We start from the raw sequence: 13,232 nt of genomic DNA, 5'->3' as shown, positions 1-13,232 counted from the left end.
AACGACCTCTTTATCACGGCTACATCATTAACAAACTTCGTGCTGGACACGCCAGCTTCTCTTTCTTTCTGTACATCAGTCCGTGATAGCAGGTGCATCATAAATGAACACCCTTTACTGCGCAATTTTTATACAGCGCTCAGGACTGATTAAATTTGAACAACGGTAACAGGTAACGTTGTGCCTCTTCCGTGATGGTCTCAAAGTATTCTGGCTCAAGCGTTCGCCATAACCGTTGATACCAGACATCATCGCCTTCACCACGGACCATCATGTTACCTTCCCAGGCCTGAACAAATTTACTCCGCGCTTTCTGCAGTGAAGCGTCATCCGTTAACATCGCATCATTCTGCGCGTCATAACAGGCTTTTATCCACGCCCCGCCACTTTCAGGCAGCAGCAGCAGCGGCTTGTTCATCCCCTGACGGTAACCTTCAATGTACAAGGATAAGTAATGTAACGCCTGCTCCGGCTCCATTGGCGGGAAACGCCACTCGCCCTCCTTGCGTACAAACATCCGGCTTTCACCCTGGTTACCGCCAGCACTGTAGACAAGATGTTCGAGCCAGAGTTGCAAACCCTGTGAAACGCTCAGCATGGAAGGCCGCCAGCGCAGCAGCCCGTCCGGTTGAACCTGCGTCAGCCAGCCCGTCAGCTGGATACCGTTGCAGTTGAGGTCGATTTCGAGGCTTGTTCCCGGCTGTCGGCATTCGATAACACGCTCGGCAAGCGCCTTCATCTCTGTGCACTGCGCCTCCCAGACGATCTCCCCAAACGCACCATACGGTAATTGCCCCGCAGCGCGATAGCGGCGGAACAGTTTGTCAGCATCTTCCTGCTCCACCAGCGCATTCAGCAGCTGGAGGTTTAACTGATAACGTTCCAGCCCTTCCAGCGTAAACGGTTCTGCGTCAGGAATTTCGCTCTCTTCCGAGCGGAAATTTACCTGCAACCGCTGCTGGAAGAAGGCGCGTACCGGATGCGCCCAAAACCGCTGCAGCTGTTCGAAGGTCAGGGTTTCAATGGGCCGCGCGTCGAGCTCCTGAATGAAATCGCTGTGCGCCTTCCCCTCTTTTTTCGCCGCGGGCAGCCACTCCTGGGCATAGCTCTGCAATTCGCTGGCGACGTAGTTCATCGGGTCAAACGGCATACGGCTGTGACAACAGGTGATATGCGCTTTCACCCGCTGGTCGCTCTCATCGCAGTTACGTTCTTCATCCCCCGGCAGGTAGTGGCTCTGTCCGATATAGTCCACCAGTTCCTGCACCAGAACAGAGGGAAAACGCTCGCTGTTGTCCTGAATCGACCGACCGATATAACTGATGTAAAGCTTGTTCTGCGCGGAAATAAGCGCCTCAAGGAAGAGGTAGCGGTCATCATCACGACGGCTACGGTCGCCCCGCTTCGGTGCCGGGCTCATGAGATCAAAGCCCAGCGGCGGCAGGGCTCGCGGATAAACACCGTCATTCATACCAAGCAGACACACCACTTTGAAGGGAATGGAACGCATGGGCATCAGCGTGCAGATATTGATCGGCCCGGCAAGGAAGCGCTGGCTGATACGCTCCTGATCGAGGCGCAGGGTCAATTCGTCCCGCAGAAGCGAAAGCGGGATCGCTTCGTTATAGTGGGAGTTCACCCCCTCATCGACTATCGCCTGCCACTGTGTTTCAATCAGCGCCATTGCCGCTTCCGTGTCACTGTCCGGCAGGAAGAAATCATTGAGCAGTTCCCGGCAAACCGGCAGCCACTCCTCCAGCGGACGCGGCTGCATTAGCGCACGTCGCCAGCGGTTAAGCTGCATCAGCAGCGAGGCTAAATGCCCAACCAGCTCCGCAATGAGCCCGCTGGACTCATCATAAGGCAGGACCTCGTTCCACTCGCCCTGGCTGCTTTCCATGGCATACCCCAGCAGCATACGCGTCAGACCAAACTGCCAGGTGTGCTGCCCGGTAGGGGGAAGCTCAAACTCCTGTACGTTGTCGTCATCGATCCCCCAACGTACGCCAGACTCGTTTACCCACTGACGAAGGTAGCGCAACCCCTCTTCGTTAATGTTGAAACGAGCGGCCAGCACGGGGACATCGAGCAATGCCAGGACATCTTCGGAAATGAAGCGGCTGTCGGGCAGTGACAGCAGGGTAACGAATGCCTGCAAGGCCGGGTGAGACTGGCGAGCCCGACGGTCAGAGATGGCATAAGGCAGGTAGCGCTCTCCCGTCGCACTGCCGAAAACGGCCTGAATAAAGGGGCTGTAGCTGTCGATATCTGCCACCATCACCACGATATCACGCGGTGTCAGGTCAGGATCGTCCTGCAGCATGGCGAGCAACTGATCGTGCAGGACTTCGACTTCACGCTGCGCACTGTGGCAAACATGCACCGTGATACTGCGATCGTCGGGATCCAGTCTCCGTTTCGTGTCGCTGCGTTCAAATTCTTCGGCCGTCACGCCCATCACCGCGCGATTTTCCAGATCCAGAATATCGGACTGGATATTGTGCAGCAGGCTGTCCGGCGTGATTTCAACAAACGCATCCACGTCGCCTTCGCCTGACGAGGTGATATCAGAGAGCATATGAATGTAGTCCCGGCCCAGCTTGCCCCAAGAGGCAAGCAGCGGGTTTGGCAGGTTCTGAATGCCCTGCTCATCAAAAAGCTGCGCGGCAGAGGCACTGTCTTTAAACAAGGGCACCGTGCGTTCTTCAAAGAGACGTCGCCGCTGGCGCGTCACAAGCCGCGAAAGCCACCGGTCATCCTGAATGTCGCCCCAGTAATGGCGGCAGGGGTTAGTAAACAGAATATGGATGTCGGTGTGTTTTCCGAGCGCTTTCAGCGCATCCAGATAGACGGGTGGCAAGGCGGAAATACCGCAGATAAATACGCGGGAGGGCAGCCGGGCCGGTCGGTCAGTGCTATTTTCCAGTATGGAGATGAACCGTTGGTAGAGGTTCGCACGGTGCCACTTGGGTTGACCCAGCTTTTCGGTATGCTCCACCAGCGCTTTCCACAGCGGCGCCTGCCAGACCTGCGCCTCCGGCAGACCTTCCACTAACTCACCCGCCTCCCAGCGAGTCAGCCATTCCGGACGATACACTAAATACTGGTCATAGAGATCCGCGGTACGTGATGCCAGCTGGAACAGCTTGCGTTTGTCGGTATCGTCATGCAGGTAGTGGCGCAGCATGGCAAACTCATCATGCGTGAGCATATCTGGCAAAAGCGCCATCAGCTTCCAGCTCATGCTCTGTTTGTTAAACGCGCTCTGCTCCGGGATGTCAGGCAACACGCGGACAAACATCTCCCAGATAAAGCTCGCGGGAAGCGGAAAATCGATATTCGCCGCGATGCCAAATTTACGGGAAAGCGACATCTGCAGCCATTGTGCCATACCGGTGCTCTGCACCAGCACCATTTCAGGCTCAAACGGATCGTCGAGCCGCTCGCGCTCAACGATAAATTCCATCAGCGCTTCCAGCACATCCAGACGATTTGAGTGGTAGACCCTTAACATAGACGCTCCCGACTACTGGCTAACCGGGCAATGCAGACGCGTCATCTCACCGCGTCGACCCAGAGGAGAAATAAGTGTAACCGTGATGCTGACACATCCAGACTGCGTTGTCTGCATCCGGTTTATCTGCCAGCCTGCTGGCAGAGTACCAGCATCCATCTGCGACTGCGTCCAGGCGATGTGCCAGAGCTGACGATACTGGCTAAACAGGGCAAAGCGGGAAGCCAGCGCCCGGTGATAGCCGGACAGCGCCGTTACGATCGCCACCAGCAGCAGCATCGCCAGCAACACATCGACCATGCTGAACCCCTTTTCATTCTTTACGGCAACCGACATAACGCACGCTCCTTTAGCGGGCAAAAATCACTCCAGCCATGAGGTAAAAAGCGTATGTGCCCGTTGACAATCTCCCCGCCACGCCAGAGCAACAGCTCTCCATCTCCAGCGATGAGTAACACCTGCGACTCATTCAGTACACGCAAACAAACACGTTGCGTTTGTCTCTGTTTGCACTGTACATCAGGCTGCAACGACCAGCGCTGAACGCGCCCCCACTCCAGCGCAGACTGCGTGGCTGCCTGCTGCTGGATGGCGCGGCTCTCGTCGCCAACCAGCATGGTAAATGTTATGAGTTGCTGGTTAAGACCGGTCAGGATCAGTGTGCCTAACACCAGTAACAGCAGAACCAGCGTCAGTGAGGCAATCCCATGCTGGCGGCTCACAAGTTAAACCCCGTAACGCCATAGCGAGCCTGGTAAGGGGCAGCGTGCTTATCATTCACCGCGCTGGCGGACAGCTGGAGATATAACGCTGGCGCAAATCCCGGATGCTCATGTTTACGTACCACAAATGTGTGGATCATAAGCCGGGCCGGGTCGGTAAGCTTCTCCCATCCTTTTCCTTCACACCCCGTCGCGCCACGCAGGGTTTCCAGCGCGCCTGATTCCAGACGAAACCCCGTACTTTCGTTATCCGATGCTGAGGTGTCCCAGGTGCCGTTACTGTTTGCATCCCATCGGACAATCACACAGCTTCCCTCCCTGCCGATGGTCAGGCTCTGCCCCTGACAATTACCCGCGCAATATCCCGCGCGCTGTAACTGCTTGCCAATCGCGAACAGGCGTTGCCAGATCTCTTCTTCACGCTCCTGCGCACTGGATTGCAGCAAAACTGCCCGTTGCAGCTCCGGTAAAAAACGCGACGTGCTGAGTAGCAGAATGCTGCTGATCGCCATTGCAATCAGCACCTCTGTGAGTGAGAAGCCGTGCTGGTTCATCGGCATGAGTTTTCCCCTGCAACAGTGCACATCCTGATACGCCCTCCGTTTGAGACGACAATCATCCATTCTCCTGCCCTGCTCTGTACCCGTATCCGCCCTGCCCACGCCGTGTCCCTTAATCCGTAGAATCCTAATGAAGGCGTAACCTCCCTTAGCACGACGTCAGGCCACAACGGTCTGAGCACATACGGGCTGTTGTTCTCACAGCCCTGCACTGCAGAGCTCATCAAACAGGCGCCTCTGTCGTCCTGCTGAAGCGTGATCAGGTGGTCACGGTTGTGACGATTGGCATCGTTTCGCAGAAACACCAGATAGTCGCGGACCTGACAGGCGACCTGCCACAACCTCTGCCGCTGTTGCCAGTTGTCCCAGCCGGCGAGCCCTGTCGCGCTGAGGATAATAACCAGCGAAATGGCAACCAGAGTTTCGATAAGCGTAAAGCCGTGCTCTTTTTTCATGCCGGGAGTGTGGCGAAACGCCGTGAACATGACGAGCCGCAATTCGGGGTTTTACGAGGCGTTATCCAGAGAATGTTATCCGTTGCAGCGCGTTGCACGCCGACTGGATAACGCCTCGGGGAACAGAGTACAGACGAAAAAAAACCGGCGCGTAAATGCGCCGGTTATGTAACGATTTGCTGTATCAGATTGCGACAGGCGCTTTGATGCCCGGATGCGGGTCGTATCCCTCAATCTCGAAGTCGTCAAAGCGGTAATCGAAGATCGATTCCGGTTTACGTTTGATAATCAGCTTCGGCAGTGCACGCGGCTCACGGGTCAGCTGGAGATGCGTCTGTTCCATGTGGTTGCTGTACAGGTGCGTATCCCCACCGGTCCAGACAAAATCGCCCACTTCCAGATCGCACTGCTGGGCCATCATATGTACTAACAGCGCATAGCTGGCGATGTTAAACGGCAGGCCGAGGAAGACATCGCAAGAGCGCTGGTAAAGCTGGCAGGAGAGTTTGCCATCAGCCACATAGAACTGGAAGAACGCATGGCACGGTGCCAGCGCCATTTTATCCAGCTCACCCACGTTCCAGGCAGAAACGATAATACGGCGCGAGTCCGGGTCGTTTTTCAGCTGGTTCATCACGGTGGTGATCTGGTCAATATGGCGGCCATCAGGCGTTGGCCACGCACGCCACTGCTTGCCGTACACCGGGCCCAGATTGCCGTTTTCATCTGCCCATTCGTCCCAGATAGAGACATTGTTTTCGTGCAGATAGGCAACGTTGGTATCGCCTTGCAGGAACCAGAGCAGTTCATGAATGATCGAGCGCAGGTGGCAGCGCTTTGTCGTCACCAGGGGGAAGCCTTCTTGCAGGTTGAAGCGCATCTGGTGGCCAAAAATGGAGAGCGTGCCGGTTCCGGTACGGTCATTTTTCGGCGTGCCCTCGTCGAGCACTTTTTTCATCAATTCAAGATACTGTTTCATGGTTCCTCAGGAAAGTTGTTGCTGTGGACGACGACGATACGCCCAAATCATCATAATGGCACCTGCCACGATCATCGGAATGGAGAGGATTTGCCCCATGCTGATGTACTGTACCCACTCGCCGGTGAACTGCGCATCCGGCTGGCGGAAGAACTCAACGATGATACGGAACGCACCGTAGCCAATCAGGAACAGGCCGGAGACAGCCCCCATCGGGCGCGGTTTGCGGATAAACAGATTCAGGATGATAAACAGCACCACGCCTTCCAGCGCCAGTTCATAGAGCTGAGACATGTGACGCGGCAGAACGCCGTACGTATCAAAAATGGATTGCCATTCAGGATGAGACGGCAGCAGCGCCAGGTCTTCCGCGCGCGAGCCCGGGAACAGCATAGTAAAGGAAACGCTCGGGTCGACACGTCCCCACAGCTCGCCGTTGATAAAGTTGCCCAGACGACCAGCCCCCAGACCAAACGGAATCAATGGCGCGATAAAATCCGATACCTGGAAGAAGTTGCGTTTGGTGCGTTTGGCAAAAATCACCATCACCAGAATCACACCAATCAGGCCGCCATGGAAGGACATCCCCCCGTCCCAGACGCGGAACAGATAGAGCGGATCGTTGAGGAATACCGGGAGGTTATAGAACAGGACATAGCCAATACGCCCACCAAGGAACACACCGAGGAAGCCCGCGTAAAGCAGGTTTTCGACTTCGTTTTTGGTCCAGCCGCTGCCAGGACGACTGGCGCGACGGCCAGCAAGCCACATAGCAAAAATGAAGCCCACCAGGTACATCAGACCGTACCAGTGAAGCGAAACGGGTCCTACTGAGAAAATGACCGGATCAAATTCCGGAAAATGCAGATAACCACTGTTCATCTGTCACCACAAGATGTTGTTATTCCGCTGAAAGTGGACAGCGGTAGAGATGCGCCCCGGCAGTCAGCAGAGGCTCCAAAGTTGCGAATCATAGCACAAGGCGGACGCGGAGGATGCGCCAGAGATGTAAAAGATGTGTATAGAGGATGGTGTGGGATGTTGCCCTCTCCCACGGGGCAGAGGGATCCCCACCGAAAAATTACGCACGGACGGCTCCCTCGCCACCTGAGAGAGGGCTGGGGTGAGGGGGAACATACAGCTCTGGTGGTCATTCTGAGAGCAGCATTATTGCTTCTGTTTATGAACCATTGTGGATCCCTCAGCCTACAGGAAGAGAGAGAAAGACCTCAGCGGCCACCGCGGATCAGGCCGCCCATGCCGCGTCGCTCCATAAACGCTGCGACCTGATGACGCACTTCTGTTGCCAGTTGCGCTTCAAGACTGCGCTCGGCCAGCTCGCGGGCATCCTCGATGTCAATATGGCGCAGCAGGTACTTCACACGTGCGACAGCGCGGCCGTTCATCGACAGATGGCGATACCCCAGGCCGATGAGGATCGCAACGCACATTGAATCCCCGGCCATTTCGCCACACAGCCGCAAATCGATACCGTATTGCTCCGCTTCGCGGGCAATCATCGCCAGCGCCCGAATGATAGCCGGATGCAGGCTGTCATAAATACTGGCAACACGCGTGTTGTTACGATCGACGGCCAGAATATACTGCGTCAGATCGTTGGTTCCGACAGAGATAAAATCGACCCGGTTCGCCAGCTGCGGCAGCATGAAGACCATGGAAGGCACTTCGAGCATCACCCCGATCCGCGGTTTGGGGATCGCGTAACCGATCATCTCTTCGACTTCACGGCCTGCACGTTCGATCAACCGTCGCGCTTCGTCGATCTCATCAATGCTGGTGACCATAGGCAGTAAAATGCTGAGGTTCCCGGTCGCCGCATTCGCGCGCAGCATGGCGCGCACCTGGATCAGGAAGATCTCAGGCTGATCCAGCGTAATGCGGATCCCACGCCAGCCCAGGCACGGGTTTTCTTCACTGATTGGCATATACGGCAGCTGTTTATCCGCCCCAACGTCCAGGGTACGCAGGGTAACCGGCTTGTCGTTAAACATCTGCAACATGCCCTGATACTGCGCAACCTGCTCCTCTTCAGAGGGGAAGCCGCTTTGCAGCATGAACGGGATTTCAGTGCGATATAAGCCGATACCATCAATGCGGCTGCCGAGCTTCTCTTCATGCTCGGGGCTTAAACCTGCATTGAGCATAACTTTGATGCGCTCGCCGCTTTTAAGCTGTGCAGGCAGGTCGACGTCATCTTCCGCCAGCTTGCTTAATTCATTCTCTTCACTGATAAGACGCTGGTATTCCTGGAGCAGGACCGGCTCAGGATCGACCAGGAGCTCACCGCGATAGCCATCCACCACCAGCGTGCGTCGGTGCAGCACCGAGGGCTGAATATCGGCCCCCATAACGGTGGGGATACCCAGGGCACGAACCATAATAGCCGCATGGGAGTTAGCTGCGCCATCGCGCACCACCACACCTGCCAGCCTGTCCTGCGGCAGCTCCGCCAGCGTGGTCGCGGACAATTCATCGGCAACCAGTACAAAGCGTTTTGGCCAGGCATTCGGCCCCTGGATCGTGTCATCAAGGTGGAACAGCAGTCGCTGACCGAGTGTACGTAAATCTCCCGCACGCTCTTTCAGGTAACCGTCTGTCAGTGCGGCAAATTGCTCAGCAAATTTTTCGATGACCTTTTTAACGGCCCATTCCGCTACGGCACCTTTATCAACCTCGGCAAAAAGCTCACGGCGCAGACGCGCATCGGAGAGCAGGTGCGAATAGAGGTCAAAAATGGCCGCCGTCTCTTTTTGCGCCCCGGCGGCAAAGCGTTTGCTGTAACGCCGAAATTCGTTGGCCGCCTCTTCCAGCGCCGCGGTGAGGCGCTCGCGCTCAAGCGTTTCATCCAGCGTTGAGGCTTCGTACACCTGTTCCATCAGCGGCAGGGTGGCGTCCATCCAGCCTTCAGCAATCGCCACGCCAGGCGAGGCCGGCAGCGCACGAATACGCGTGTGACGGTACTGCCCAAACAGGGCGGCAAGCTGAGACTGAGAGAGGATCGCAGCCATCTGCGTGGCTAGCGTCACGAGGAAAGACTCTTCGCTTTCGTCATACTGACGCAGTTCGCGCTGCTGAACGACCAGTACGCCAAGCAGTTGACGACGCTGGATGATCGGTACGCCCAGGAAGGCGCGGAAACGCTCTTCTTTTACGGAGGGAATGTATTTAAAGCTGGGGTGCTTTTGCGCGTCGGCAAGGTTGATGGGTTCAGCCAGTCGCCCCACCAGGCCTACGATACCTTCATCAAAGGCGAGCGTAACGGTACGACCGCGTGGTTTTTTTAAACCACGGGTCGCCATCAGGTAGTAGCAACGTCGGTCATGATCGGCCAGATACACCGAACAGACTTCAGTTTCCATCGCAAGACAGATGTCAGTGACCAGAATATTCAGCGCCTCGTTCAGACGAGGCGCACTGGCCACTTTCTCGACTATTTCTCGCAAGCGGGTGAGCATGATTTGCGTAGCTTAACCTCTTTTACGTCGCCAGGCAGGTGCGCTCTGCGGCTTAGGCGGGATCTCCTGAAGCTGCATGACAACACTTGCGAACTCTTTCATCACCCTACGGTAAACATCGCGTTTAAATGACACGACCTGACGAACAGGATACCAGTAACTCACCCAGCGCCAGCCATCAAACTCCGGCGTACTGCTGGTTTGCATATTGATATCTGAATCGTTGCCCACCAATTGCAACAGAAACCACTTCTGTTTCTGGCCGATACAAACCGGCTTTGTGTCCCAACGCACCAAACGTTTCGGTAACTTGTAACGCAACCAGTTGCGGGTCGAAGCCAGGATGCGAACATCTTTTCGGCTTAAACCGACCTCTTCAAACAGCTCCCGGTACATCGCTTGTTCTGGGGACTCCCCTGGGTTGATCCCGCCTTGCGGAAACTGCCAGGAGTGCTGACCATATCGCCGGGCCCACATCACCTGGCCCTGACGATTACAAATTACTATTCCTACGTTCGGGCGGTAGCCATCGTCATCAATCACCGGACTACCCCAAACTAAATCTGATATATGAATGATTGTTTCACACTACAGGGAGGCGGTAAACCACTCTCTTACAGGCCTGCAACCTAATAACATTTGAATAACTCACAAATATGCGCAGAGTTATAAACAGATAAGCGGCAACAAGGGCAATTTTATTCACCTTTTCTGTGGATATAGTTGTGAAGAAGTGTGGAATTACCGATGAACAACCTGAAGAGCCCCTCGCTACACCGTGTCACCCGCTGAAAACATTCCTATAATTTTCATTTAATTAGCTCTGTTTTTAGCGCCCCTGGAAGGAATTACGTGACGATCATCACACCTATGATCGTTATGCTGATGAAAGATCGAACAGCGTCGGTTTTATCCACAGATTGTGCCAATAAGTTAGGCACAATTTGTGTGAAAATTCGATTTTCGTCGCACGTCAAGGCTGTAAATTGAAACAGTAGTCAGGGTTATTCCCAGTTATCCCACTTTTCTGTGGATAACATGGTGTAAGATCCTGTTTATTGTCAGTGACCAGAATTGAACAACCCGTTTTTCACTTCTGAAAGGATGGTCGCACATAACTAAAAAAACCTAAAAATCATGCACATGGCATATTCGTACAGAAAAAGTTAAACTCTATCCACAGGGGATAGTTTCTTAGTTTATTTTTTAATCAAAAGGTTGCCGTCATGCTTGCGCTCTCACCCATGCTTTCTCCGCCAACAAGCGAAGCCCAGTTGCTTGGGCAGGCACAGCGTCTGGCGGGCTTTTCGCTTGGCGAACTGGCAGCGATGGCAGGGTTGCCGACCCCAAAGGATCTGAAACGAGATAAGGGCTGGATCGGCATGTTGCTTGAGCTGTGGCTGGGGGCTAGTGCGGGGAGTAAACCCGAGCAGGATTTTGCGGCTCTGGGCGTTGAGCTAAAAACCATTCCCATAGACCGTCTGGGAAAGCCCCTTGAAACCACCTTTGTCTGCGTGGCGCCGTTAACCGGGAATACCGGCGTGACGTGGGAAACCAGCCATGTTCGCCATAAACTCAAGCGCGTACTCTGGGTTCCGGTTGAGGGTGAACGCCAGATCCCGCTGGCTGAACGCCGGGTAGGCGCGCCGCTGCTCTGGAGTCCCAATGAAGATGAAGAGCGGCAGTTGAGGCTGGACTGGGAAGAGCTGATGGATATGATCGTCCTTGGGCAGGTAGAGCGCATCACGGCCCGACACGGAGAAGTTTTACAGCTGCGTCCAAAAGCGGCCAACAGCAAAGCCCTCACCGAGGCTATCGGCGCCCAGGGCGAACCGATACTCACGTTGCCGCGCGGCTTTTATCTCAAAAAGAACTTCACAGGTGCGCTGCTGGCTCGCCATTTCTTGCTGAAAACATAGTTTTTTACTCATTTTGCGAACTATCAAACATAATCGACGGGGATTTAAGATTTTCCCCCTTTCTCCTTTCGATATATCAGGTTAATACTACACTATGATTTGATACGAGCCAGGTGAGGACGATAACGATGAAAAAATGGGCAGTGTTGATTTCAGCAGTGGGTTTAGCGTTTGCGGTATCGGGCTGTAGCAGCGATTACGTTATGGCGACGAAAGATGGCCGGATGATCCTGACCGACGGTAAACCTGAAGTCGACGATGATACTGGCCTGGTCAGCTACCATGACCAGCAGGGTAATAAAATGCAGATCAATCGCGACGAAGTTTCGCAGATTATCGAGCGATAAACAGATAAAGGTCAGTGGCTTGCTGGCCTTTTTGATTTTTTTCTTCCCCTTTTGCTTCCCCTCTGCCATGTTTATATTCCTTTGTCGGGAGGTTCCTGACGTGGTCTGTATTTCTAATGAAGGAAGCCGGCTATGCATTATCACCGTATCCCCCACAGCGCTCTGGAAATAAGCCAACTGGGGTTGGGCACGATGACATTTGGTGAACAAAACAGCGAAGCCGATGCCCATGCACAACTCGATTATGCCGTCAGCCAGGGCATTAACCTGATTGATGTTGCTGAGATGTACCCTGTACCGCCTCGTCCGGAAACGCAGGGGCTTACCGAAACCTACGTCGGCAACTGGCTCGCCAAACGCGGGAATCGCGAAAAGCTGGTTGTTGCGTCAAAAGTCAGCGGCCCCGCACGCAACAACGATGCCGGGATCCGTCCAAACCAGATCCTCGATCGCAAAAATATCCGCGCCGCGCTGGATGCCAGCCTGAAGCGCCTGCAAACCGACTATCTCGATCTCTATCAGGTTCACTGGCCGCAGCGCCCCACCAACTGCTTTGGAAAGCTGGGCTATAGCTGGAATGAGAGCGCTCCGGCCGTTACGCTACTGGAAACGCTGGAAGCCCTGGCCGAATGCCAGCGAGCGGGAAAAATCCGCTACATCGGTGTCTCTAACGAAACGGCCTTTGGCGTGATGCGCTATCTGCACCTGGCGGACAAACATGACCTGCCCCGCATCGTCACCATCCAGAACCCATACAGCCTGCTCAACCGCAGCTATGAAGTGGGTCTGGCCGAAGTGACGCAATACGAAGAGGTGGAATTGCTCGCCTATTCATGTCTGGGCTTTGGTACGTTGACAGGGAAATACCTGAACGGCGCGAAACCTGCCGGAGCGCGTAACACTTTGTTCAGCCGCTTTACCCGCTACAGCGGTGAGCAGACACAAAAAGCCGTGGCGGCCTATGTGGATATCGCGAAACGTCACGGTCTTGATCCGGCTCAGATGGCTCTGGCCTTCGTGCGTCGTCAGCCGTTTGTTGCCAGCACTCTGCTGGGCGCAACGACCATGGAACAGCTGAAAACGAATATCGAGAGTTTCCATCTGAATCTAAGTGAAGAGGTATTAGCAGAGATTGAAGCGGTGCATCAGGTATACACCTACCCGGCACCGTGATAAAAGCAAACGGCAACCTGGTTGCCGTTTTTAATGTTTGCGCCCTCTCCCGTAGGAGAAGGCCGTGGTGAGGGCGTCAGGCCGCTC

12 protein-coding genes and 1 pseudogene are annotated in these 13,232 nt (G+C 54.8%); 4 read left to right on the top strand and 9 right to left on the bottom strand.

The features are described from left to right. Positions 1–139: 139 nt before the first annotated feature. The 9 genes from recC to rppH all read right to left on the bottom strand — a co-directional run bounded on the left by recC (position 140) and on the right by rppH (position 10,249). Entirely contained in the window at positions 140–3,514 is a 3,375-nt protein-coding gene (gene recC / locus M8370_RS08935) for an exodeoxyribonuclease V subunit gamma (protein ID WP_038983848.1), read from the bottom strand. 12 nt (positions 3,515–3,526) lie between these two features. Further along, the gene (locus tag M8370_RS08930; protein WP_250020785.1) at positions 3,527–3,850 is read right to left on the bottom strand and encodes a prepilin-type N-terminal cleavage/methylation domain-containing protein; all 324 of its coding nucleotides are present in this window, start codon (positions 3,848–3,850) and stop codon (positions 3,527–3,529) included. After that, positions 3,835–4,236 (bottom strand): DUF2509 family protein, encoded by a 402-nt coding sequence (locus tag M8370_RS08925; protein ID WP_250020783.1) that lies wholly within the window; start codon positions 4,234–4,236, stop codon positions 3,835–3,837. The genes M8370_RS08930 and M8370_RS08925 overlap by 16 nt, the downstream gene beginning before the upstream one ends. Beyond that, positions 4,233–4,796: a prepilin peptidase-dependent protein gene (locus M8370_RS08920; protein ID WP_047351666.1), complete on the bottom strand. Its 564-nt coding sequence runs from the start codon at positions 4,794–4,796 to the stop codon at positions 4,233–4,235. The genes M8370_RS08925 and M8370_RS08920 overlap by 4 nt, the downstream gene beginning before the upstream one ends. Beyond that, on the bottom strand, positions 4,787–5,251 hold the full coding sequence (locus M8370_RS08915) for a prepilin peptidase-dependent protein (protein ID WP_047351683.1): 465 nt from the start codon (positions 5,249–5,251) through the stop codon (positions 4,787–4,789). The genes M8370_RS08920 and M8370_RS08915 overlap by 10 nt, the downstream gene beginning before the upstream one ends. 184 nt (positions 5,252–5,435) lie before the next feature. Next, the gene (gene thyA, locus M8370_RS08910) at positions 5,436–6,230 is read right to left on the bottom strand and encodes a thymidylate synthase (protein WP_013098550.1); all 795 of its coding nucleotides are present in this window, start codon (positions 6,228–6,230) and stop codon (positions 5,436–5,438) included. A gap of 6 nt (positions 6,231–6,236) precedes the next feature. Next, positions 6,237–7,112 carry a prolipoprotein diacylglyceryl transferase gene (gene lgt / locus M8370_RS08905; protein WP_013098551.1) on the bottom strand — a complete coding sequence of 292 codons (876 nt, stop codon included), beginning with the start codon at positions 7,110–7,112 and terminating at the stop codon, positions 6,237–6,239. A gap of 347 nt (positions 7,113–7,459) precedes the next feature. After that, positions 7,460–9,706 (bottom strand): phosphoenolpyruvate--protein phosphotransferase, encoded by a 2,247-nt coding sequence (gene ptsP, locus M8370_RS08900; protein ID WP_250020781.1) that lies wholly within the window; start codon positions 9,704–9,706, stop codon positions 7,460–7,462. A gap of 12 nt (positions 9,707–9,718) precedes the next feature. Next, complete coding sequence (gene rppH / locus M8370_RS08895; protein ID WP_013098553.1) at positions 9,719–10,249, bottom strand: RNA pyrophosphohydrolase; 531 nt, start codon at positions 10,247–10,249, stop codon at positions 9,719–9,721. A 442-nt stretch (positions 10,250–10,691) separates the two neighbouring features. Between rppH and M8370_RS08890 the strand changes: the two are divergent. The 4 genes and pseudogenes from M8370_RS08890 to M8370_RS08875 form a co-directional block, all read left to right on the top strand. Then, a pseudogene (locus M8370_RS08890) lies at positions 10,692–10,778 on the top strand (hypothetical protein); the annotation flags it as partial. A 154-nt stretch (positions 10,779–10,932) separates the two neighbouring features. Further along, entirely contained in the window at positions 10,933–11,625 is a 693-nt protein-coding gene (gene mutH / locus M8370_RS08885) for a DNA mismatch repair endonuclease MutH (protein WP_250020780.1), read from the top strand. 128 nt (positions 11,626–11,753) lie between these two features. Beyond that, a complete protein-coding gene (locus tag M8370_RS08880) occupies positions 11,754–11,972 on the top strand; it encodes a YgdI/YgdR family lipoprotein (protein WP_013098555.1) in 219 nt (72 codons plus the stop codon). A gap of 132 nt (positions 11,973–12,104) precedes the next feature. Then, positions 12,105–13,145, top strand: coding sequence for an NADP(H)-dependent aldo-keto reductase (locus M8370_RS08875; RefSeq protein ID WP_013098556.1), 1,041 nt, complete (start codon positions 12,105–12,107; stop codon positions 13,143–13,145). Positions 13,146–13,232: the final 87 nt, after the last annotated feature.

Origin of the sequence: Enterobacter cloacae complex sp. OE43NF (assembly GCF_023544405.1) — a bacterium.
In the GTDB taxonomy this organism is placed as follows: Bacteria; Pseudomonadota; Gammaproteobacteria; order Enterobacterales; family Enterobacteriaceae; genus Enterobacter; species Enterobacter cloacae.
The sequence above is the reverse complement of the archived record's forward strand: the minus strand, read 5'-3'. Positions and strand labels throughout refer to the sequence as shown.